Raw genomic sequence first — 21,789 nt, 5'->3', positions numbered from 1 at the left:
GCCCCTACCTCGGCTGTATGTAAGGCATGAGGCCGGATTCGAAGAAGCGCAGGAACAGGGAAATGATCAGCGGCAGCGACATCATGAACAGCCACATGCCGACCATCACCTGTACCGGCATGCCGACGAAGAATACCTGCAACTGGGGCACCAGCCGCGACAGCAGACCGAGGCCGGAATAGAACACCAGCCCGAACACCACCAGCGGCGCCGCGAACTGGGTTCCGACCTTGAAGGTCTCGGTGACCAGATGGCCCAGCGTCTCGGCATAATCGCCGAACTGCAACGGCTGGCCGGGGGGGAACAGGATATAGGACTCGAATACCGCCTGGAACATGAGGTGGTGCAGGTCGGTGGCGAACACCGCCACCAGCCCGATATTGGACAGGAAGCCGGTCAGCAACTGGCTCTGCTGCTGGGCGATGGGGTCGAACGAAAAGGCGTTGGTCAGGCCGGTCTGGTAGCCGATCATCGATCCCGCCATGTTCAGCGTCGACATGATGACCATGATCACCGTGCCGAGATAGATGCCGACCACCGCCTCGCCGAACACCGCCAGCACCATGCCGCCCACGCTCCTGGGCACCGGCGGCAGGCTGACTCCCACCACCGGCAGCATCACGAAGGCGACCGAAAGCGCCAGTAGCAGGCGGATGCGGGTCGAGACCAGCGAGCCGCCCAAGCCGGGAAACAGCATCAGGGCCGCGCCGATGCGGGTGAAGACCAGAAAGAAGCGGAAGATGTCCAGTTGCAGGAGCTCGGTCAGCACGTTAACCGCCGCCGGCGACGACGCGGTCCATGACCAGCCTCCAGAACTCGCTCAGCGAGTGCAGCATGAACGGCAGGAACAGGATCATGGAGGCGAAGACCAACAGCATCTTCGGCACGAAGGTCAGGGTCTGTTCCTGAATCTGGGTCAGCGTCTGGAAGATGGAGATGACCAGACCCACCACAAGGCCGGTCAGCAGGGTGGGTGCCGCCACCTTGAGCATGACGATGATGGTTTCGCGGGCGATGTCGATAAGCTCGGGCTCGGTCATCTAACCCACACCCGATCAGATGGGCATGCGCAGGATTTCGTTATAGGCGTTGATCACCTTGTCGCGGACGTTGACCACGGTTTCCAGGGTCATTTCCGCATTGGCGACGGCGGCCACCACCTCGCGGATGTCGGCCTTGCCGGCGATGGCGGACATGGAGGCCTTTTCCGCCGATTTGGCATCGCCCACCGCCACCTTGGCGGCATCCTTGAGCACGCTGGCGAAATCGGTGCCGTTGCCCTCGGCCTCGGAGGTCTTGCCCACCGATTCGAACGGATTGGCGGCGGTCTTGTAGGCGGAGATGGCGTTGGTGAGGCTGGAAGTCATGATGGCAAATCCTTAACGCGGCATCTGGCCCTAGCGCAACATATCGATGGTGCGCGACAGCAGCGAGCGGGAGGTATTGATGACGTTCATGTTGGCCTCGTAGCTGCGCTGGGCCTCGCGCATGTCCATCATCTCGATCAGCGGATTGACGTTGGGCGCCAGCACATAGCCGTCGCGGTCGGCGGCCGGATGCTTGGGGTCGTAGCGGCGCTGGAACTCGGCGGTATCGCCCCGCACCTTGTCCACCTTGACCAGGGTGGTGCCGTTGGCGCGGTCCAGCTCGTTCTTGAAGGTCATCACCTTGCGGCGATAGGGCAGCCCCTCGGGCGTCTGGGCCAGCGAATCGGAATTGGCGAGATTCTCCGAGATCACGCGCAGGCGCTGCGACTGTACCTTCATGCCCGAAATGGCGATGGTCGTGCTTTTGCTGAGTTCGTCCATGACGGTCTCTTCGGTTACCGGCTGCCCGAGGCGGTCTTGATCATCTTCTGGTACTTCTGGAACAGCGCGGCGGCCGCGTTGTACTTGGAATTGGCGTCGCCGATCTTCGCCATCTGCTCTTCCAGGATAACGGCATTGCCGTCGGGCGTGGATTCGTAGGTGCGCCGCTGGGTCTGCGCCTTGAAGGGGCTGGGCGAGACCTCGGGCACGATGTGCTTGGAATTGGTGGCCACCACCCCCACGTCGGGTTCGGTGGTTCCGGCCAGCACGGCCTTGAAGTCGGGTTCCTTCAGGTCCTTGGGCAGGTAGCGGGGCGTGTTGGCGTTGGCGATGTTGCCGGCCAGCACCTCCTGGCGCTGGGCAATCCAGTCCATCTGCGCCTTGGCCATCTTGAAAATGCCGAGATCGTCGTACATTCCGCGAAACCTTCGCTATCCAGGCCGATGGGCCAGATCCATGGGCGGGCGGACCCGACTCGCCACGATTACTATCCGCCCGACCCTTTTAAGATTCGGTAAAGCCTGTGCTTTCACGCGGGTTCAGCCGCCGCCGGCTTAAACGAATTTTAAGCGCGCCGAGCCCATTGTGAACGCTGATGAACCCGCTGGGAAGCCGGTCGATGGGCAACAGGGATATTTGGGACGAGGAGGCGGAGAGCGAGCAGGCCAAGGCCGCCGCCAAACCCCACCGCCGTCAGGTGGCCGTGGCGCTCTCCGACGACCCCGACAATCCCGGCCTGCCCACCGTCACCGCCTCGGGCCGCGGCGCGGTGGCCGAGCAGATTCTGCAACTGGCCTTCGCCCACGGGGTGAAGGTCCGCACCGATCCCGATCTGGCCGAGGTGCTGGCCGCCGTCGAGGTCGACACCGTCATTCCGGTGGAGGCCTTCGTCGCCGTGGCCGAGATTCTGGCCTATGTCTATCGCGCCAATGCCGCCATGGGCGAGCCGCCGCCGCCGGGAGGCGCCGCATGAGCACCGAATCCGACGCCGTCCGCCAGGAACTGGAAAAGGCGGCCACCCTGGTGGGAACCGCCAGACGCCTGCTGGCCACCGGCACCGAGGTGGACCTCGCCGCCCTGGAAGGGCGGGTGCGCTTCGTCTGCGGCGCGGTTCTCGGCCTGGAGCGGACCGAGGGGGCGGCCTTTCGCCCCGGTCTCGAAGCCCTGGTCGCCGACCTGGACCGGCTGGCCGCCGCGCTGACCCAGCGCCACAATCCGACCTCCCTGGACGCCTGAGCATGGATTCAGCCCATTACCTGCGCTTCATCCTGTCACTGGTGGCGGTGCTGGGACTGATCTTCGGCGTGCTGTGGGTGGTGCGCCAACGCCTGCCGGGCATGATGGCCGGACGGAGCGGCGGCCCCGGACGGCGGCTGGCCGTGGTGGAATCCTTGACGCTGGACGTGAAACATCGTCTTGTCCTGGTGCGACGCGACGACCGCGAGCACCTGCTGGTCCTGGGCGGCGGGCAGCCCGTGGTGGTGGAAACCGACTGCCCCCGCGCCGCCTTCGCAATTCCCCCGGGCAAACCGGGGACGCCCAAGCCGGAGACCGGAGCATGACCCGCCTGCCCTCCCGCCGCCGGGGGATCCTGGCCGCCGCCATCGGTATCCTGACCGCCCTGGCGGCCGGGCCGGTGCTGGCCCAGTCTCTGAACATCGACCTGGGCGGCCCCCAGGCCAGCGCCACCTCGCGCATCATCCAGCTGATCGCGCTGACCACCGTCCTGTCGGTGGCGCCAAGCATCCTGGTGATGGTCACCTCGTTCACCCGCTTCGTGGTGGTGCTGGGCTTCCTGCGTCAGGCGCTGGGCACCCAGCAGAGCCCGCCCAACACGGTGATGGTCAGCCTGGCTATGTTCCTCACCGCCTTCGTCATGGCGCCCACCTTCGAGAAGGCCTGGACCGACGGCATCCAGCCGGTGATGGATGGCCATCTGGACGAAATCGAGGGCTTCGAGCGCGCCGTCAAGCCGTTCCACGGCTTCATGAGCAAGCACGTCCGCCCCCAGGACCTGAAGTTGTTCATGGACCTGTCGCGCGCCAAGGAAGTGGAGAAGGTCGAGGACGCGCCGCTCAAGGCCCTGATTCCCGCCTTCATGATCAGCGAGCTGCGCCGCGCCTTCGAGATCGGCTTCCTGATCTTCCTGCCCTTCCTGATCATCGACATGGTCATCGCCTCGGTGCTGATGAGCATGGGCATGATGATGATCCCGCCGGCCATGATCTCGCTGCCGTTCAAGCTGATCTTCTTCGTCATGGTGGACGGCTGGTATCTGGTGGTGGGCTCGCTGGTCCAGAGCTACGGGTAATCACGGACAGCAACCAAATCGAGATGTGATGCTGCATCGCACAATCGTTTAAATTCGGTTAATGCCCGGAGCGAATTGTGTTGACGTTCTTATGACATACTTTAGTCAACCCCCAACGAGGGGCCGAATTCCAAGCAAGGGGAATCCGGAAGAATGTCCTTTGATCTCGACAAATTCCGCGCCGGCTTCGGCGCCACCATGGCCCGGATTCGGAGCCAGCTGAACGAACTCGACCGCGCCCACGACGAAATGCGGCGACGCATCGAAGCGTTCTGCGCCCGTTGAACGGATCATAAAAAACCCCGCCGGGCGAATGCCCCGGCGGGGTTCTTTTTCGACCCGACGGTCGGAGGGGCCTTATAGCGTGATGCCCAAAATGTGCACACGCTATAGGCCTTATCATTTTCCCTCGCCGGGCGGGCGCCTCCGCGCCCTTGGCCGCGCCCTCAACGGGCGCTGGAGCGGCGCGCCTCATATTTGAGGCGCGCCGCTCTAGAGGCCCATCTTCTTCTTCAGGTTCTCGTCCAGCTTGTCCAGGAACTGCTGGGTGGTCAGCCACGACTGGCCGGGGCCGATCAGGATGGCCAGGTCCTTGGTCATGAAGCCGGCTTCCACGGTCTCGACGCACACTTCCTCGAGGGACTGGGCGAACTTCGCCACCTCGGGGGTATTGTCGAACTGGGCGCGGTAGAACAGGCCACGGGTCCAGGCGAAGATCGACGCGATGGGATTGGTCGAGGTCTCCTTGCCCTTCTGGTGCTCGCGGTAGTGGCGCGTCACCGTGCCGTGGGCGGCCTCGGCCTCGACCACCTTGCCGTCGGGGCTCATCAGCACCGAGGTCATCAGGCCCAGCGAGCCGAAGCCCTGGGCCACGGTATCGGACTGCACGTCACCGTCATAGTTCTTGCAGGCCCACACGAACTCGCCCGACCACTTGAGCGCCGAGGCGACCATGTCGTCGATCAGGCGGTGCTCGTAGGTGATGCCCAGCTTGTCGTACTCGGCCTTGAATTCCTTCTCGAACACGTCCTGGAAGATATCCTTGAAGCGGCCGTCATAGGCCTTGAGGATGGTGTTCTTGGTGGAGAGATACACCGGCCACTTCTTCTGCAGGCCATAGTTCAGGCAGGCCCGGGCGAAGCCATAAATGGACTCGTCCAGGTTGTACATGCCCATGGCGACGCCGGCGCCGGGGAAGTCGAACACTTCGTGCTCGATGGTCTCGCCGTCATTGCCGACGAACTTGATGGTCAGCTTGCCGGGGCCGGGCACCTTGAAGTCGGTGGCCTTGTACTGGTCGCCGAAGGCATGGCGGCCGATGACGATGGGCTTGGTCCAGCCCGGCACCAGACGCGGTACGTTCTTGCAGATGATCGGCTCGCGGAACACGGTGCCGTCGAGGATGTTGCGGATGGTGCCGTTGGGCGACTTCCACATCTTCTTGAGGTTGAATTCCTTCACCCGCGCCTCGTCGGGGGTGATGGTGGCGCATTTGACGCCGACGCCATACTTCCTGATGGCCTCCGAGGCCTCGACCGTCACCTTGTCGTCGGTCTTGTCGCGGTATTCGATGCCCAGATCGTAGTACTTCAGATCGACATCCAGGTAGGGCAGGATCAGCTTGTCCTTGATGAACTTCCAGATGATCCGGGTCATCTCGTCGCCGTCCAGCTCGACGATCGGGTTTGCGACTTTGATCTTCTTCATTGACGGTGTTCCTCGGGGTGCGAAAGGCCCAATAGATCTGCTTGTCTCCAGCGGCCCGCCCCACGAGCTTGTTCTCCAAGCCTTTTGACGAGGCGGCCCACCAACTCACTGACGGTGGCGGACCCGGACCGGGACGGCGGGAGTTCGCATCTCCCGCCGCCGCCGAGCCGGAATTAGATGGCGGCCAGGGCCGCGTTCAAGGTGGCGCTCGGACGCATGGCGGCCGAGGTCTTGGCGTCGTCGGGGCTGTAATAGCCGCCCATGTCCACCGGCTTGCCCTGGGCGGCGATCAGCTCGGCGTTGATCTTGGCCTCGTTCTCGGTCAGCACCTTGGCCAGCGGAACGAAGCGGGCGGCCAGCTCCTTGTCCTTGGTCTGCTCGGCCAGGGCCTGCGCCCAGTACAGAGCCAGGTAGAAGTGGCTGCCGCGATTGTCCAGCTCGCCCACCTTGCGGGCCGGCGAGCGGTTGTTGTCGAGGATCTTGGCGTTGGCCTGATCCAGGGTATCGGCCAGCACCTGGGCCTTGGGATTCTTGAAGGTCTGGGCCAGATGCTCCAGCGACACGCCGAGCGCCAGGAACTCGCCCAGGGAATCCCAGCGGAGATAGCCTTCCTCCTGGAACTGCTGCACGTGCTTGGGGGCCGAGCCGCCGGCACCGGTCTCGAACAGGCCGCCGCCCGCCATCAGCGGAACGATGGACAGCATCTTGGCCGAGGTGCCCAGCTCCAGGATGGGGAACAGGTCGGTCAGGTAGTCGCGCAGCACGTTGCCGGTCACCGAGATGGTGTCCTGGCCCTTGCGGATACGCTCCAACGAAACGGCGATGGCTTCTTCCGGGGTCTTGATGGAGATGTCCAGACCCTTGGTGTCGTGGTCCTTCAGGTACTTCTCCACCTTGGCGATGATCTGGGCGTCGTGGGCGCGGTTCCTGTCCAGCCAGAAGATGGCGGGCGTATTGGACAGCCGGGCGCGGGTGACGGCCAGCTTGACCCAATCCTGGATCGGCGCGTCCTTGGTCTGGCAGGCGCGGAAGATGTCGCCGGCCTCGACCGTCTGCTCCAGCAGGATCGTGTCGTTTTCATCCACCACGCGGACCAGGCCGGGGGCGGAGATTTCGAAGGTCTTGTCGTGGCTGCCGTATTCCTCGGCCTTCTGGGCCATCAGGCCCACATTCGGCACGCTGCCCATGGTCTTGGGATCAAAGGCGCCGTGCTTCTTGCAGTCGTCGATGACCACCTGATAGATGCGGGCATAGCAGCGATCGGGGATCATGGCCTTGGTGTCGTGCAGCTTGCCGTCGGTGCCCCACATGCGGCCAGAATCACGGATCATGGCGGGCATGGAGGCGTCGACGATGACGTCGGACGGCACATGCAGATTGGTGATGCCCTTGTCGGAATTGACCATGGCCAGCGCCGGGCCATTGTCGTAGGCGGCCTTGATGTCGGCCTCGATCTCGGCCTTCTTGGCGGCGGGCAGCTTGTCCAGCTTGGCGATCAGGTCGCCGAAGCCGTTGTTGACGTTGACGCCGATATCCTTGATGGCGGCGGCGTGCTTCTCGAACACGTCCTTGAAGAACACGGTGACGGCATGGCCGAACATGACGGGGTCCGAGACCTTCATCATGGTGGCCTTGAGGTGCAGCGACAGCAGCAGGCCCGGCTGGGACTTGGCGTCGGCGATCTGCTCGGCATAGAAGGCGCGCAGAGCCTTGGTGCTCATCACGGCGGCGTCGATGACCTCGCCGGCCTTGAGCTTGGTCTTGGCCTTCAGCACGTGGATCGAGCCATCCTTGCCGTGGAACTCGATCTTGACGTCGGTGGCGGCGGCAACGGTCACCGACTTCTCGGAGCCGTAGAAATCGCCGGACGTCATGTGGGCCACGTGGGACTGGGACGAAGCGGCCCAGGCGCCCATCTTGTGGGGATTCTTGCGGGCGTAGTTCTTGACCGACAGGGCGGCGCGGCGATCGGAATTGCCTTCGCGCAGCACCGGATTCACGGCCGAGCCCAGAACCTTACCGAAGCGGGCCTTGAGCTCCTTCTCGGCGTCGGTCTTGGGGTCCTCGGGGAAGTCGGGAATGGCGTAGCCCTGGGACTGCAATTCCTTGATGGCCGCCTTGAGCTGCGGCACCGAGGCGCTGACGTTGGGCAGCTTGATGATGTTGGCTTCGGGCTTGAGCGTCAGCTCGCCCAGTTCGGCCAGTTCGTCGCCGATGCGCTGCTCGGGCTTCAGTCCCTCGGGGAAATTGGCGATGATGCGGCCGGCCAGCGAGATGTCGCGGGTTTCGACGGCGACCCCGGCCGCCCCGGTGAAAGCCTGGACGATGGGCAGCAGAGAATAAGTCGCCAGAGCCGGCGCCTCGTCAACCTTGGTCCAGATGATTTTCGCGGTCGTCATCGTTCTTACCCCTCGCTGGAAGCCCATGCCGTCGTTCGCCCGTGATTTCCCGCCACGCGGCAAACGCGGGACGATAGCATTCGGGACGGCGAACGCAAGACTCAATCCTACTCGTTGGGAGGGGAAATGGGCGGGTAGGCGCGGCCTAAAACACATGAAACAGGCGGGAACTACGGATTCCCGCCCGTGACAGTGAGAGAATTTAGGACTAGGGTAGCGACCGCTTCCACCACCACCACCTCGCGAGGCGCCTTGAACCGGCCTACGCTCGTCGCCCTTATCGGGCTTGCCGTCGCCGTGATCGCCATCGTGCTCGCCGTACGCAGCCAGCGTGACGAGACGACGGATATCGAGACGCAGATTCCGCCGGCGCCCAGCGCCGCCTCCACGACCGCCGCGACCGACCCGGGCGAGCCCTCGTTCGATGTGGTCCGCATCGACGCCGGCGGCGACGCGGTCATCGCCGGCCGGGCCAAGCCCGGCGCCCGCGTCATCATCATCGATGGCGACAAGGAACTGGGCCAGGCCATCGCCGACGCACGCGGCGAGTGGGTGTTCCTGCCCGCCGCCCCCCTGCCCCCCGGCTCGCGCGAGCTCAGGCTGAAGGCGATCAATCCCGACGGCAGCCAGTCCGAATCCGGTGAAACCGTGGTGCTGGTGGTGCCGCCGCGCGGCCAGGGTACCGCGCTGGCCATCAGGTCGGGACGCGACGGCAGCAGCCGCATCCTGCAGGGGCCGGGCGCCGCCACCCAGGGCGGGCTGTCCCTGGACATCGTCGACAACGACGACAAGGGCCGCATGTCGGTCAGCGGCCGCGCCCCCGCCGGGGCCAAGATCAACCTCTACCTGGACAACCGCCTGCTGGGCCGCGCCACCGCCGATGCCGAGGGCAACTGGCGGGTGGCCGCGGCCCTGCCGCCGGGCAAGGGCAACCACATGCTGCGCGCCGATCAGGTGGACGACAAGGGCAAGGTCCAAGCCCGGGTCGAGGCGGCCTGGACCCGGAGCGACGATGCCGGCCTCAAGGGCGGAACGACGGTGACGGTGTTGCGGGGCAATTCCCTGTGGCGCATCGCCCGCCGCCTCTACGGCCAGGGCATCGCCTACACGGTGATCTTCGAGGCCAACCGCGACAGCATCAAGGACCCCGACCGCATCTATCCCGGTCAGGTGTTCGGCGTTCCGGCGAAGTAAGGGTTCAGCGGCCGCGGGCCTTGGACTTGCGCCATTCCGGTCGCACGGCGCTTTCGCCCGGACGGCCGGGAACCAGGGGCGGGCGGATATACATGGCGATCAGTTCCATGTAGGGAATGGCCGGCGCCAGAAAGCGCGTCACCGCCGAGACCAGCCCCACCGCCGAGACCGGCATGGCCACGTTCGTCTCGCCCCCCAGCAGGATGCGTCCCTGGGCGATGCGGAAGGTTCCGCCGCCCAGCACCGAATTGCCGGATTCAACGATGGCGGCCAGCCCGGAGCGGGCGGCCGGGGATTCCGCCGAGAACGGCATGGGCCCCATGTCGCCCACCAGCTTGAGCTGGGCCACGGCACCCGTCTGTTCCAGCCGGGCGACAAAGCGAACGAAGCGAAAGCCGAAGTCGAAAGCCACCGGACCATCGCCCGTGGACAGAGGCTGCGCCTCCGCCTCTTCGAGAACCGCGTCGATATCCAACGGCAAGCTCATGCCGCCCAAGGAAAACACATTCGATTTGGACATGCTGACGCCGCCCGATCCTCGACGAAATTCATGGTAGGAACTTCAATTCCACCACACTAGTATCATGCCGCCGACCGGGATGAAAATCCAAAAGGCCGGCCATAGGAAGGACACCGCCCGCACCATCGTAGGGGGCGGTCATTCGGAGGTGGCGCGTGCAGGCTCAGCAGATTTCCCTGACCAAGTATCTTTGGTTCCCCATCAACCGCGAAGGCTGGCCGTTCGTCGGATTGTTCGCGCTGGGAGCCCTGCTGCTGGGGCAGATCTGGGGCCCGCTGGGCTGGGCCGGAGCGCTGCTCACCTGCTGGTGCGCCTGGTTCTTCCGCGATCCCGACCGGGTCACTCCCACCCGAGACGGCCTGGTGATCAGCCCGGCCGACGGCGTGGTGCAGATGGTCGGCATGGTCGCCCCGCCCCCCGAGCTGGACATGGGCGACGAGCCGCGCATGCGCATCTCGGTGTTCATGAGCGTGTTCTCGGTGCACATCAACCGCTGCCCGGTGGACGGCACCATCGTCAAGTGCTCGTACCGCCCCGGCAAGTTCCTCGACGCCTCGCTGGACAAGGCCAGCGCCGACAACGAGCGCATGAGCGTGCGCATGAGCCGCGCCGACGGCCGCGAGATCGCCTTCGTGCAGATCGCCGGGCTGGTGGCCCGCCGCATCAAGTGCGACCTCAAGGACGGCCAGCAGGTGCGCGCCGGCCAGCGCTTCGGCCTGATTCGCTTCGGCTCGCGCGTCGACGTCTATCTGCCCGAGGGCGTGTCGCCGCTGGTCAGCCTGGGCCAGAGCATCATCGCCGGCGAGACGGTGCTGGCCGACCTCGACTCCACCGAAGCGGGGCGCCAGGGGGAAATCCGCTGATGTTCCGCCCCAAGCGCCCACCCCGCATCCGGGGGTTGTCGATCAACAAGCTGATCCCCAACATCCTGACGCTGCTGGCTCTGTGCGCCGGGCTGACCGCCATCCGCTTCGCCGTCCACGGCATGTGGAAGGAAGCGGTGATGTCCACCGTGCTGGCCGCCATCCTGGACGGGCTGGACGGACGGGTCGCCCGCCTGTTGCAGGGGACCTCCAAGTTCGGCGCCGAGCTGGATTCCCTGTCCGATTTCGTCAGTTTCGGCGTGGCCCCGGCCATGGTGCTGTATTTCTGGACCATGCAGGGAGCCGGTGCCTATGGCTGGGCCATGGTGCTGCTGTTCTCGGTGTGCTGCGCCCTGCGCCTCGCCCGCTTCAACACCATGATCGGCGAGCCCGATCTGCCGTCCTACGCCTACAACTTCTTCACCGGCGTCCCCGCCCCGGCGGCGGCCGGGCTGGTGCTGATGCCGCTGGTCTTCACCATCCAGTTCGGCAACGGCTTCTTCGACCAGCCGGCGGTGGTCTCGGTGTTCCTGCTGGGCGTGTCGTTCCTGATGGTCAGCAAGATTCCCACCTTCTCGTTCAAGAAGGTGCGCATTCCCCATCGCTGGGTGCTGCCCATCCTGCTGATCGTCGGCCTGGCCGCTGCCTTCCTGGTCACCGAGCCGTGGCTGACCCTCTCGGCGCTCGGCTCCCTGTATCTGGGCCTGATTCCGCTCAGCCTGCGCTCGTTCCGCCGCCTCAAGGCCCAGGCCGAGGCGGCGACCCCTGACGAACCGGCTATACCGTCTGCGTAACACTGTGGCTTTTCCGCAACAGACATCCAGGATCGTGCTGCGCTGCGGCGCTGCAACCTTGCCGGAACCTGGCTGCGACTGTACATATGGGGGCAGATTTTCAACGCCTCGCACCCTTATGGGAAGGTAAAAAACCATGCGCAGCATCAAGTCCCTCCTCGCCGCGGCCGTCGTCGCCGGCGCCCTGGCCCCGGTGGCCGCCCAGGCCCAGTGGTATGTCGGCCTCGATGCCGGCGCCCAGTTCCTGCAGGATTCCAAGAACAGCGGGAACGGCGTTTCGGGTCTCAAGTCGGAATCCGACGCGGGCTGGCTGACCCAGGGCGTGGTTGGCTACGGCTTCGGCCAGTGGCGCGTCGAGGGTGAGCTGTCCTACCGCTCCAGCGATCTGGACAAGGTCGGCGGCGCCAGCGGCAAGGGCGAAACCACCGCCCTGGCCCCGATGATCAACGGCGTCTACGAGTTCCTGCCCCAGTCCAGCTGGCACCCCTTCGTCGGCCTGGGTATCGGTACCGCCTATGTGGATGCCGGCAAGGCCAAGAAGAACGGCGTCGACGCCTATAACGGCAGCGACTGGCAGTTCGCCTATCAGGGCTTCGCCGGTGTGGGCTACGACCTCAACGAGAATGTCGAGCTGAAGGCCCAGTACCGCTACTTCTCGACCCTGGACTACGAGACCAAGTCGGCCGCCGGCACCAAGCTGGACTCGGAATACCGCGACCACGGCGTGATGCTGGGCTTCGTCTACAAGTTCAACGCGCCCAAGGCCGCTCCGGCCCCGGCTCCGGTTCCCGTCGCCGCCCCGGCTCCGATGCCGGCGCCCAAGCCCGTCGCCCAGGTGCAGAAGAACTACATCGTGTTCTTCGACTTCGACAAGGCGCAGATCACCCCGGAGGCCGCCCGCGTCCTGCAGCAGGCCGCCGGCGCCGCCAAGTCGGCCGGCTCGGCCCGCATCGACCTGTCGGCCCACACCGACCTGTCGGGCAGCGCCAAGTACAACCAGGTCCTGTCCGAGAAGCGCGGTGCCGCCGTCAAGGCGCAGCTGGTGCAGATGGGCATCCCCGCCGACCAGATCATCGTGGTCGCCAAGGGCAAGTCGTCGCCCATGGTCCCGACCCCCGACGGTGTGCGCGAGCCGCAGAACCGCCGCGTCGAGATCGTCCTGCCCTAATCGGCGGCGACGCAACAGACCGGGAGGGGCTCGGCCGCAAGGCCGGGCCCTTTTCGATTCCCATCCCCGCCTTTGGCGGCTATTAAGATTCCAGAGGACATACGAGGAACTCAGCCCATGATCGCCCGCCCGCTCGTCATCGCCGTCACCCTGCTCGCCTCGACCGGCACGGCTTTCGCCGCCGACACCACCAAGCGCCTGGGCAAGTTCGGCGAATGGGAAAGCTTCGCCTACACCGAAGGCAGCGCCAAGGTCTGCTATCTGGCCGCCACCGCCGGCAAGGTCACCGGCGGCGAGAAGGGCAAGCCCACCACCACCTATCTGATCGTCACCCACCGCCCCGGCGCCAAGGGCGTGGACGAGGTCAGCATCAACGGCACCTACGGCTTCAAGAAGGACTCCAAGGTCGAGTTGCAGGTGGGCGCCATGAAGCACTCGCTGTTCACCAAGGGCGACCGCGCCTGGGCCGATGACGCCAAGGCCGACAAGGCCATCATCACCAGCCTGCAGAAGGGTAAGGAAGCCACCCTGCACGCCAGCCCGGCCAAGGGCGCCGACATCGCCGCCGCCTTCCCGCTGTCGGGCTTTTCCGATGCGCTGTCCGCCGCCGACAAGGCGTGCAATATCAAGCGGTAGGCGCCCCGCCGGGCCTGCGCCACGGTACGAAGGCCGGCACCCTGGCCCGATAGGCGGCATAGTCGGCGCCGTATCGGGCCAGGAGCCTGCGCTCCTCGCAATAGGTCCCGGCCAGCAGGTAGAGGCTGCCCCACAGGGCGGTGGCGAGGCCCAGCGGCGACAGGGCCGCTCCCCACAGGATCAGGAAAGCCCCGGCATAGAGGGGATGGCGCACCCAAGCGTGGGGGCCGTCGAGGCGCAGCCCCTCGTCGGCCGGCCGCTCGGGGTGGCGCAACTGGCTGAGGCCGCCCAGCCGTCCCAGATCGTAATGGCGCGCCGACAGCAGCATCACCGCCCAGCCGGCCAGATGCACGCCGCCCAAGGCCCAACGCGCCCAGGGAGGCAGGTCGAAGGCCGGTTCGGCGCCCAGGGCCCAGCCGCCCACTCCTCCCACCGCCAGGAAGGCGGCAAGGGCGATGGCATTGTATGCGATACGCGACCAGCGCCGCCCGGCGAGGTTCCGCCCGGCCAGTCCGCTGTGGGACAGGCCGAAGGCGATCCAGGCCAGGGCGTAGGCGAGGTGACCGCTCATAGCGGCGGAATATCCCCCATCTCCTCCAGCGCGGCGGCTTCCGCCGCGAATTGGGCGAAACGCCCCTCGGCGATGGCGGCGCGCAGACCGGCGGTCAGGGTCTGATAGGCCTGGATGTTGTGCCAGGTCAGCAGCATCGGCCCCAGAATCTCTTCCGAGCGGGTCAGGTGGTGGAGATAGGCCCGCGAATGGTCGCGGCAGGCCGGACAGGGGCAGCCCTCCTCCAGCGGCCGGGGATCGTCCTGGTGGCGGGCATTGCGCAGGTTGACGGTGCCCCGCCGGGTGAAGGCCTGGGCGGTGCGGCCCGAGCGGGTCGGCATGACGCAGTCGAACATGTCGATGCCGCGCCCCACCGCGCCGATGATGTCGGACGGGCGCCCCACCCCCATCAGGTAGCGGGGCTTGTCGGCGGGCAACAGCGGCGTGGTGACGTCCAGGGTGGCGAACATGGCCTCCTGGCCCTCGCCCACCGCCAGACCGCCCACGGCATAGCCCTCGAAGCCGATCTCCAGCAGCGCCCGGGCCGATTCCGCCCGCAGTTCGGGATAAACGCCGCCCTGGACGATGCCGAACAGGCCGTAGCCGGGGCGCTGGACGAAAGCCTCCTTGGAGCGCCGCGCCCAACGCATGGACAGACGCATGCTTTCCGCCGCCTGCTCATGGGTGGCGGGAAAGGGCGTGCACTCGTCGAAGGCCATGGTGATGTCGGCATCCAGCAGACGCTGGATCTCCATGGAGCTTTCCGGGGTCAGGCGATGCCTGGACCCGTCGTGGTGCGACTGGAAGGTGACACCGTCGGCATCCATCTTCCGAAGCTTGGCCAGGCTCATCACCTGGAAGCCGCCGGAATCGGTGAGGATCGGTCCCGGCCAGTTCATGAATTTGTGCAGGCCGCCCAGGCGCGCCACCCGCTCGGCGCCGGGGCGCAGCATCAGGTGATAGGTGTTGCCCAGCACGATCTGGGCGCCGGTGGCGGCCACCGAGGCCGGCAGCATGGCCTTGACCGTGCCGGCCGTGCCCACCGGCATGAAGGCCGGGGTGTCGATGGCGCCATGGGCGGTATTGACCCGCCCGCGCCGGGCGGCGCCATCGGTGGCGAGAAGCTCGAAGGAGAACTGGGTCATGTCGGTGTCCGTTCCAGCAGGCAGCAATCGCCGTAGGAGTAGAAGCGGTAGCCCGCCACCTTGGCGTGCTCGTAGACCGCCTTCATGCGTTCCAGGCCGGAAAAGGCCGAGACCAGCATGAACAGGGTCGAGCGCGGCAGATGAAAATTGGTCAGCAGCACGTCCACCAGCCGGAAGGCGTGACCCGGCGTGATGAAGATGTCGGTGGCGCCGTCGAAGGGCGCCAGCGTGCCCAGGGGATCGGCGGCGCTTTCCAAAAGGCGGGCCGAGGTGGTTCCCACCGCCACCACCCGGCCGCCCGCCGCCCGCGCCGCATTGATGGCGGCGGCGGTTTCGGGCGTCACCACGCCGATCTCCTGGTGCATGCGGTGGTCGTCGGTGTCATCCACCTTGACCGGCAGGAAGGTTCCCGCCCCCACGTGCAGGGTCACCGTGGCGCGTTTGACGCCCCGCGCCTCCAGGGCGGCCAGCAGGTCCGGGGTGAAGTGCAGCCCGGCGGTAGGCGCCGCCACCGCCCCCTTCTCGCGGGCGAAGACCGTCTGGTAGTCATCGCGATCCCGCTCGTCGGCCTCGCCCTGGCGGATATAGGGCGGCAACGGCAGGTGGCCGAAGGTCTCGAGCGCCACCATCAGGTCCTCGCCCGAGCGGTCGAAATCCAGGGTCACCTCGCCCATCTCGCCCTTCTCCGCCACGGTGGCCGAGAAGCCCTCGGCGAAGTCCACCCGGTCGCCGGGCCGGAGCTTCTTGGCCGGGCGGGCGAAGGCCTTCCACTGGGCCAGCCCCGTACGCTGGTGCAGCGTCACCTCCACCCCCGCCAGCCCCCGGCGCCCGAACAGCCGGGCGGGAATCACCCGCGTATCGTTGAACACCAGGATATCGCCGGGCAGCAGCAGGTCGGGAAGGTCGCGCACCCCGAGATCGGCCAGCCCGCCCGCCGTCGGGACATGCAGCAGCCGCGCCGAATCCCGCGGACTGGCGGGACGTTCGGCGATCAGGTCGCGCGGCAGGTCGAAGTCGAAATCATCCACTTTCATGTGGGCGGGTTTAGGCCGTGCGAATACCCACCGTCAAGCACTCGCAGGCGAGGCGGGCGCGTGCCATATTGGAAATAAGCGCAAGAGGAGAAACCATGGAGTTGTTTCCGCCGTTCGAGCCCCATGCCTCGGGTATGCTGGCCGTGGGAGACGGCCACGACCTCTACTGGGAGGTCTCGGGTAATCCCGACGGCCCGGCGGTGGTCTTCGTCCATGGCGGGCCGGGGGCCGGCACCGCGCCCGCCTATCGCCGCTTCTTCGACCCCAAATTCTGGCGCGTAGTGCTGTTCGACCAGCGCGGCTCGGGCCGCTCGCGGCCCTGCGCCTCGGTGCACGCCAATACCACCGGCCATCTGGTGGCCGATCTCGAGAAGCTGCGCCATCACCTGGGCGTCGACCGCTGGCTGCTGTTCGGCGGCTCGTGGGGCAGCACCCTGGCGCTGGCCTATGGCCAGGCATACCCCGAGCGCTGCACCGGCTTCATCATGCGCGGCATCTTCCTGTTCCGTCCCATCGAGGTGGAGTGGTTCATGGCCGGCATGGGCCGCTTCTTCCCCGAGGCCCATCGCCGCTTCATCTCCCACCTGCCCGAGGCCGAGCGCCAGCGGCCGCTGGATGCCTATGTCCGGCGGCTCAACCATGCCGACCCGGCCATCCACATGCCGGCCGCCCGCATCTGGTGCGGCTACGAGGAGGCCTGCGCCCGCCTGCTGCCCCGCGAGGAGAGCGGCGAGGCCGACGGCCCGTCCACCCTGGCGCTCGCCCGCATCGAGGCCCATTACATGGCCCACGACGGCTTCATGCGCCCCAACCAGCTCCTGGACGAGCTGGACCGCATCCGCCACCTGCCCGCCATGATCATCCAGGGACGCTACGACATGGTCTGTCCGCCCAATTCGGCCGACGACCTGGCCCGCGCCTGGGAAGGCTGCGACCTGCGCGTCATCCCCGACGCCGGCCACTCGGCCATGGAGCCCGGCATCCGCGCCGGACTGGTCGACGCGGCCGAACGCATGAAGATGAGGATCAGACGGTAACTTGCGGGGTCGGACATCCCGGCCTATAAGAGTCGCGGACCAATCCCACGCGCGGAGCGCCCCATGATCCTCGTCACCGGCGGAGCCGGCTTCATCGGTTCCAACATCCTGGCGGCCCTCGAGGAGAAGGGGGCGGGCAAGCTGGTGGTCTGCGACCGCCTGCGTTCGGGCACCAAGTGGCACAACATCGCCAAGCGCGAGCTGGCCGACATCGTCCATCCCGAGCAGTTGTTCGACTTCCTGGAAGCCAACGCCAAGCACATGGAAGTCATCGTCCACATGGGCGCCATCTCGGCCACCACCGAGACCGACGCCGACAAGATCCTCGCCAACAATTTCTCGCTGTCCCTGGCGCTGTGGAAGTGGTGCGCCGTGCACAACGTACGCTTCATCTACGCCTCGTCGGCCGCCACCTACGGCGACGGGACCCAGGGCTTCGACGACGACGGCTCCATGGAGCATCTGGCCAAGCTGCGGCCGCTCAACGCCTATGGCTGGTCCAAGCACCTGTTCGACCGCCGGGTGGCGCGCAAGGTGTCGGCGGGATCGCGCAAGCCGCCGCAATGGGCGGGCCTCAAGTTCTTCAACGTCTACGGCCCCAACGAGTACCACAAGGGCAACCAGCAGAGCGTGGTGGCCCAGGTCTATCCCCACGCCGAGAAGAACGCCGCCTACCAGCTGTTCAAGTCGCACAATCCCAAATACCCGGATGGCGGCCAGCTGCGCGACTTCATCTGGGTCGGCGACGTGGTCGACGTGGTGATGTGGCTGATCGAGAACCCCAGGGTCAGCGGCCTGTTCAACGTCGGCACCGGCAAGGCCCGCTCGTTCCTCGATCTGGCCAACGCTGTCTATCACGCCGTGGGCCGCGAGCCGCAGATCAAGTTCCGCGACACCCCCATCGAGATCCGCGACAAGTACCAGTATTTCACCCAGGCCAAGATGGAGCGCCTGCACCGCGCCGGCTATACCAAGCCCTTCACCTCGCTGGAAGACGGCGTCGAGCAATACGTGAAACGCTTCCTGGCCTCTGGGGATGCCTACCGCTGATGACCTTCGCCCTGGCCTATCCCCACCTCGACCCCATCGCCCTGCAACTGGGGCCGTTCGCCATCCGCTGGTACGCTCTGGCCTATATCGCCGGGCTGATGACCGGCTGGCGCTACGTCAAGTTCCTGGTGGCCCGCCCACCCAACGCCATGACCGAGATCGAGGTCGACGACTTCCTGGTGTGGGCGACGCTCGGCGTGGTGCTGGGCGGCCGGCTGGGCTACGTGCTGTTCTACAAGCCGCTGCACTACCTCGCCAATCCGCTGGAAATCCCCATGGTCTGGCAGGGCGGCATGTCGTTCCACGGCGGAGCGCTGGGCGTCATCCTCGGCATCATCGCCTTCTCGCGCTTCAGGGGCCGCAACCTGTTCCTGGTGGGCGACGTGATCTGCTGTGCCGTGCCCATCGGCCTGTTCTTCGGCCGCCTGGCCAATTTCGTCAACGGCGAGCTGTTCGGCCGCGTCGCCCCCGACGTGGAATGGGCCATGGTGTTCCCCGGCGGCGGCCCCATTCCCCGCCATCCCAGCCAGCTCTACGAAGCCGGTCTGGAGGGCGTGATCCTGTTCCTGATCATGTTCGGCCTGTGGAAGCTGACCGATATCCGCTATCGGGCCGGCGCCCTGTCCGGGGTGTTCCTGGCCGGCTATGGTCTGGCGCGCATCACCGCCGAGTTCTTCCGCCAGCCCGACGCCCATCTGGGCTTCCTGTGGGGTGGCGCCACCATGGGGCAGTTGCTGTCCATTCCCCAGGTCCTGGTCGGCCTCGCCATGCTGGTGTGGGCGTGGCGGCGCGGACCCCGGGCCAAGGCCGCCGGATGAGTCTGGCCGACATTCTCGCCGAGAGGATCAGGACCACCGGCCCCATCCCGGTGTCCGACTTCATGGCCGAGGCGCTGGGGCATCCCGAGCACGGCTACTACATGGGCCGCGATCCGTTCGGCATGGCCGGCGACTTCACCACGGCTCCCGAGATCAGCCAGATGTTCGGCGAGCTGCTCGGCCTGTGGTGCGCCCTGGTCTGGCAGAGCATGGGCTCGCCCGGCCGCGTGGTGCTGGCCGAGATCGGACCGGGACGCGGCACCCTGATGGCCGACCTGCTGCGCGCCGCCGCCGCCTTGCCCCCCTTCGCCAAGGCCCTGGACGTCCACCTGATCGAGACCAGCCCGGCGCTCCGCAACCGCCAGCAACAGAGTCTGGCCGACAGCCGGGTCACCTGGCACCAGCGGTTCGAGGACCTGCCCGATGGACCGCTGTTGCTGGTCGCCAACGAGCTGTTCGACGCCCTGCCCATCCGCCAGTTGGAAAAGAACGGCGGCGTCTGGCGCGAACGGGTGGTCGCCCTGGACGACGGCGGTGCGCTCGTCTTCACCGCCGGCCCGGTGGTGGACGAACCGCCCCTGGCCCCCGCCGTGCTGAATGCCTCCGACGGCGCCCTGGCCGAGATTAGTCCCCAGGGGCGGGAACTGGCCCAGGCCATCGCCCGGCGCGTGGTCACCCAGGGCGGCGCCGCCCTGATCATCGATTACGGCTACGGAACAAGCGCCGCCGGCGACAGCCTGCAGGCGCTGAAGGGCCACAAGCACCACCCGGTGCTGTCCGAGCCGGGCCATGCCGATATCACCGCCCATGTGGATTTCCAGGCCCTGGCCGAGGCGGCGGCGGGTATCGCCGCCATCCATGGCCCGGTGTCGCAGGGTCGCTTCCTGGCCCGCCTGGGGCTGGAGGAACGGGCCCGCATGCTGATGGGCAACGCCACCTCCGAACAGGCGGCTCATCTGGCCAGCGGCGCACGGCGCTTGATCGATCCCGGCGAAATGGGCACCCTGTTCAAGGTCATGGCCCTCGCCAACCCTCTGCTGCCCGTCCCTCCCGGCCTGGAACCCGCTGAATGATCACCCTGTCGGCCCTCAACGAGTTCGTCCGCATCCGCCACGGCTTCTTCACCCGGGAAGGCGGCGTATCGGAAGGCCTGTACGCCTCGCTCAATTGCGGCCCCGGTTCCTCCGACAAGCCCGAAGCGGTGAAGGAAAACCGCCGCCGCGTCATGGCCCTGCTCGACCTGCCGGAAGAGGCGCTGGTCACCTTGTACCAGACCCATTCCAGCGACGTGGTGACGGTCACCGAGCCGTGGGAGCCGGGCAACGCCCCCAAGGCCGACGCCATGGTCACCGACCGTCCCGGCATCGGCCTGGGCATCCTTACCGCCGATTGCGCCCCGGTGCTGTTCGCCGACGGCAAGTCGGGAATCATCGGCGCCGCCCATGCCGGCTGGCGGGGAGCCCTGGGCGACGTGCTGGAGAACACCGTCAAGGCCATGATCGCCATCGGCGCCAGGAAGCCCAAGATCGTCGCCGCCATCGGGCCGTGCATCGGCCACCGCAATTACGAGGTGGGACCGGAATTCCCCGCTCCCTTCCTGGCCGAGGAAGCCGAAAACGCCGATTTCTTCGCTCCCTCGCCGGCCAAACCCGACCATCACCTGTTCGACCTGCCGGGCTACATCTCGCGCAAGCTGTCGCGCATCGGCGTGCACGAGGTGACGCGGGTGCCCGCCGACACGCTCCGCGACGAAGCCCGCTTCTTCAGCTATCGCCGCGCCACCTTGCGGGGCGAGGCCGATTACGGCCGGCAGATTTCGGTGATCACGCTGGACCGATGAAACGTCTTTCCCTTGCCCTGCTCCTGCTGTTGGCCGCCTGCGGCGAGCCGCCCCAGCCCTTCCGCCACGACGGCATCAACGCGGCGGTAAGCCCGCCGGGGCCGCGTGGCGTGGTGGTGCGCCCGCCCGACGACAGCCCCAGCGGCGACGCCCTCGCCAAGGCCATCGTCAAGCGCCTGACCGATCAGGACATCCCCGCCTCGACCCGCAGCGCGGTCAGCGGGTCCTGGGTTCTGGTGGCCGAGACCGAGACCACCGTCGCCGCCAAGACCCTGCGCTGGCGTCTGATCGTCCCGGAAGGCGAACCGCCGACCGCCTTCCCCCAGACCCTGCCCACCGCCCTTTGGGACAAGGCGGGGCCGGCCACCATCGACCGGCTGGCCGACGAGGTGATCGCCCGGTATGCCGCCACCCTGCACGGCGAACCGGCCGAAGCGACGGCCGCCGCCGCGCCGCCGCGCCTTCCCGTGGCGCGGCTGGAGCCCCTGGGCGGATTGCCGGGCGACGGCGACAGCGCGCTGGCCAAGGCTCTCGGCCGCGCCTTGCAGCGTCTGGGGGTCAAACTGGGCGGGGCCGAGGCCGAACTGGCGATCCGTGGCCGTGTCACCCTGGTGCCCGGCCGCCCCGGCGAGGAGATTCTGGACGTGACCTGGATCGTGCTGGACGCCAAGACCGGTGCGGAACTGGGCAAGGCCGCCCAGCAGGGCGCCCTGCCCAAGGGCCGCCTTTCCGGCCCGTGGGGCGCGCTGGCCGGCGATATCGCGGCCGGCGGGGCCGAGGGTATCGCCGACATCATAGCCGCCATACCACAGAAATAGTGGATCGGTCATAGCCACCGGTTTACAGGACAGGTATCCGGCTGATATACGAGTGCCGGTTTCACGTCAGCGCAGCGGCGCGCTAACCCGGCGGTAT

At 66.8% G+C, this 21,789-nt stretch carries 27 protein-coding genes; 16 read left to right on the top strand and 11 right to left on the bottom strand.

Annotated elements, in window-relative coordinates; translation table 11 throughout:
- Positions 1–4: 4 nt before the first annotated feature.
- The 5 genes from fliR to flgB are packed head-to-tail and all read right to left on the bottom strand — an operon-like array spanning position 5 to position 2,224.
- On the bottom strand, positions 5–769 hold the full coding sequence (fliR, locus tag CP958_RS20320; protein WP_096704008.1) for a flagellar biosynthetic protein FliR: 765 nt from the start codon (positions 767–769) through the stop codon (positions 5–7).
- A 1-nt stretch (position 770) separates the two neighbouring features.
- Positions 771–1,040 (bottom strand): flagellar biosynthesis protein FliQ, encoded by a 270-nt coding sequence (fliQ, locus tag CP958_RS20315; RefSeq protein WP_096704007.1) that lies wholly within the window; start codon positions 1,038–1,040, stop codon positions 771–773.
- A 15-nt stretch (positions 1,041–1,055) separates the two neighbouring features.
- Positions 1,056–1,367: a flagellar hook-basal body complex protein FliE gene (locus CP958_RS20310; protein ID WP_096704006.1), complete on the bottom strand. Its 312-nt coding sequence runs from the start codon at positions 1,365–1,367 to the stop codon at positions 1,056–1,058.
- 30 nt (positions 1,368–1,397) lie between these two features.
- Positions 1,398–1,808, bottom strand: a complete 411-nt coding sequence (flgC, locus tag CP958_RS20305) for a flagellar basal body rod protein FlgC (RefSeq protein ID WP_096704005.1) — start codon at positions 1,806–1,808, stop codon at positions 1,398–1,400.
- Positions 1,809–1,822: 14 nt separating this feature from the next.
- A complete protein-coding gene (flgB, locus tag CP958_RS20300) occupies positions 1,823–2,224 on the bottom strand; it encodes a flagellar basal body rod protein FlgB (protein WP_096704004.1) in 402 nt (133 codons plus the stop codon).
- A 203-nt stretch (positions 2,225–2,427) separates the two neighbouring features.
- Between flgB and CP958_RS20295 the strand changes: the two genes are divergently transcribed.
- From CP958_RS20295 to CP958_RS27400, 5 genes are all read left to right on the top strand, one after another.
- Positions 2,428–2,781, top strand: coding sequence for an EscU/YscU/HrcU family type III secretion system export apparatus switch protein (locus CP958_RS20295; protein WP_096704208.1), 354 nt, complete (start codon positions 2,428–2,430; stop codon positions 2,779–2,781).
- Entirely contained in the window at positions 2,778–3,044 is a 267-nt protein-coding gene (locus tag CP958_RS20290; protein ID WP_096704003.1) for a hypothetical protein, read from the top strand. Before CP958_RS20295 ends, CP958_RS20290 begins: the two co-directional genes overlap by 4 nt.
- 2 nt (positions 3,045–3,046) lie before the next feature.
- Positions 3,047–3,370, top strand: coding sequence for a flagellar biosynthetic protein FliO (locus tag CP958_RS20285; RefSeq protein ID WP_096704002.1), 324 nt, complete (start codon positions 3,047–3,049; stop codon positions 3,368–3,370).
- Entirely contained in the window at positions 3,367–4,119 is a 753-nt protein-coding gene (gene fliP / locus CP958_RS20280; protein WP_096704001.1) for a flagellar type III secretion system pore protein FliP, read from the top strand. Before CP958_RS20285 ends, fliP begins: the two co-directional genes overlap by 4 nt.
- A gap of 153 nt (positions 4,120–4,272) precedes the next feature.
- On the top strand, positions 4,273–4,404 hold the full coding sequence (locus tag CP958_RS27400) for a hypothetical protein (protein WP_277948892.1): 132 nt from the start codon (positions 4,273–4,275) through the stop codon (positions 4,402–4,404).
- 207 nt (positions 4,405–4,611) lie between these two features.
- Here CP958_RS27400 and CP958_RS20275 read toward each other — a convergent pair whose 3' ends face one another.
- Together CP958_RS20275 and CP958_RS20270 are read right to left on the bottom strand one after the other, a co-directional pair.
- Complete coding sequence (locus CP958_RS20275) at positions 4,612–5,826, bottom strand: NADP-dependent isocitrate dehydrogenase (protein ID WP_096704000.1); 1,215 nt, start codon at positions 5,824–5,826, stop codon at positions 4,612–4,614.
- A gap of 173 nt (positions 5,827–5,999) precedes the next feature.
- On the bottom strand, positions 6,000–8,225 hold the full coding sequence (locus CP958_RS20270) for an NADP-dependent isocitrate dehydrogenase (protein WP_096703999.1): 2,226 nt from the start codon (positions 8,223–8,225) through the stop codon (positions 6,000–6,002).
- A 252-nt stretch (positions 8,226–8,477) separates the two neighbouring features.
- Here CP958_RS20270 and CP958_RS20265 point away from each other — a divergent pair, with 252 nt between their 5' ends.
- Positions 8,478–9,419, top strand: coding sequence for a LysM peptidoglycan-binding domain-containing protein (locus CP958_RS20265; RefSeq protein WP_096703998.1), 942 nt, complete (start codon positions 8,478–8,480; stop codon positions 9,417–9,419).
- Positions 9,420–9,423: 4 nt separating this feature from the next.
- Here the strand turns inward: CP958_RS20265 and CP958_RS20260 are convergent, their stop codons facing one another.
- A complete protein-coding gene (locus tag CP958_RS20260) occupies positions 9,424–9,939 on the bottom strand; it encodes a hypothetical protein (RefSeq protein ID WP_096703997.1) in 516 nt (171 codons plus the stop codon).
- Positions 9,940–10,079: 140 nt separating this feature from the next.
- Between CP958_RS20260 and CP958_RS20255 the strand changes: the two genes are divergently transcribed.
- The 4 genes from CP958_RS20255 (at position 10,080) to CP958_RS20240 (ending at position 13,400) form a co-directional block, all read left to right on the top strand.
- Positions 10,080–10,802: a phosphatidylserine decarboxylase gene (locus CP958_RS20255; protein ID WP_096703996.1), complete on the top strand. Its 723-nt coding sequence runs from the start codon at positions 10,080–10,082 to the stop codon at positions 10,800–10,802.
- A complete protein-coding gene (pssA, locus tag CP958_RS20250; RefSeq protein WP_096703995.1) occupies positions 10,802–11,596 on the top strand; it encodes a CDP-diacylglycerol--serine O-phosphatidyltransferase in 795 nt (264 codons plus the stop codon). The genes CP958_RS20255 and pssA overlap by 1 nt, the downstream gene beginning before the upstream one ends.
- 136 nt (positions 11,597–11,732) lie before the next feature.
- Positions 11,733–12,764 (top strand): OmpA family protein, encoded by a 1,032-nt coding sequence (locus CP958_RS20245; RefSeq protein ID WP_096703994.1) that lies wholly within the window; start codon positions 11,733–11,735, stop codon positions 12,762–12,764.
- 117 nt (positions 12,765–12,881) lie between these two features.
- Positions 12,882–13,400 carry an invasion associated locus B family protein gene (locus CP958_RS20240; protein WP_096703993.1) on the top strand — a complete coding sequence of 173 codons (519 nt, stop codon included), beginning with the start codon at positions 12,882–12,884 and terminating at the stop codon, positions 13,398–13,400.
- Here CP958_RS20240 and CP958_RS20235 read toward each other — a convergent pair.
- From CP958_RS20235 to queA, 3 genes are read right to left on the bottom strand one after another with little or no spacing between them, the layout of a single operon-like run.
- The gene (locus CP958_RS20235; RefSeq protein WP_096703992.1) at positions 13,390–13,971 is read right to left on the bottom strand and encodes an isoprenylcysteine carboxylmethyltransferase family protein; all 582 of its coding nucleotides are present in this window, start codon (positions 13,969–13,971) and stop codon (positions 13,390–13,392) included. The genes CP958_RS20240 and CP958_RS20235 overlap by 11 nt on opposite strands.
- Positions 13,968–15,095, bottom strand: a complete 1,128-nt coding sequence (tgt, locus tag CP958_RS20230) for a tRNA guanosine(34) transglycosylase Tgt (RefSeq protein ID WP_096703991.1) — start codon at positions 15,093–15,095, stop codon at positions 13,968–13,970. The genes CP958_RS20235 and tgt overlap by 4 nt, the downstream gene beginning before the upstream one ends.
- Positions 15,092–16,129, bottom strand: coding sequence for a tRNA preQ1(34) S-adenosylmethionine ribosyltransferase-isomerase QueA (gene queA, locus CP958_RS20225; protein WP_096703990.1), 1,038 nt, complete (start codon positions 16,127–16,129; stop codon positions 15,092–15,094). The genes tgt and queA overlap by 4 nt, the downstream gene beginning before the upstream one ends.
- A gap of 95 nt (positions 16,130–16,224) precedes the next feature.
- Between queA and pip the strand changes: the two genes are divergently transcribed.
- From pip to CP958_RS20195, 6 genes are all read left to right on the top strand, one after another.
- Entirely contained in the window at positions 16,225–17,166 is a 942-nt protein-coding gene (gene pip, locus CP958_RS20220; protein WP_096703989.1) for a prolyl aminopeptidase, read from the top strand.
- 63 nt (positions 17,167–17,229) lie between these two features.
- On the top strand, positions 17,230–18,216 hold the full coding sequence (gene rfaD, locus CP958_RS20215) for an ADP-glyceromanno-heptose 6-epimerase (protein ID WP_096703988.1): 987 nt from the start codon (positions 17,230–17,232) through the stop codon (positions 18,214–18,216).
- Positions 18,216–19,034: a prolipoprotein diacylglyceryl transferase gene (lgt, locus tag CP958_RS20210; protein ID WP_096703987.1), complete on the top strand. Its 819-nt coding sequence runs from the start codon at positions 18,216–18,218 to the stop codon at positions 19,032–19,034. The genes rfaD and lgt overlap by 1 nt, the downstream gene beginning before the upstream one ends.
- The gene (locus CP958_RS20205; protein ID WP_096704207.1) at positions 19,031–20,107 is read left to right on the top strand and encodes an SAM-dependent methyltransferase; all 1,077 of its coding nucleotides are present in this window, start codon (positions 19,031–19,033) and stop codon (positions 20,105–20,107) included. Before lgt ends, CP958_RS20205 begins: the two co-directional genes overlap by 4 nt.
- The gene (gene pgeF / locus CP958_RS20200) at positions 20,104–20,874 is read left to right on the top strand and encodes a peptidoglycan editing factor PgeF (RefSeq protein ID WP_096703986.1); all 771 of its coding nucleotides are present in this window, start codon (positions 20,104–20,106) and stop codon (positions 20,872–20,874) included. Before CP958_RS20205 ends, pgeF begins: the two co-directional genes overlap by 4 nt.
- Positions 20,871–21,692: a hypothetical protein gene (locus tag CP958_RS20195; RefSeq protein ID WP_096703985.1), complete on the top strand. Its 822-nt coding sequence runs from the start codon at positions 20,871–20,873 to the stop codon at positions 21,690–21,692. Before pgeF ends, CP958_RS20195 begins: the two co-directional genes overlap by 4 nt.
- Positions 21,693–21,789: the final 97 nt, after the last annotated feature.

Source organism: Magnetospirillum sp. 15-1 (assembly GCF_900184795.1).
Lineage (GTDB): Bacteria > Pseudomonadota > Alphaproteobacteria > Rhodospirillales > Magnetospirillaceae > Phaeospirillum.
Note: the sequence above shows the minus strand (reverse complement) of the source record. Positions and strands in the feature narration are given on the sequence as shown.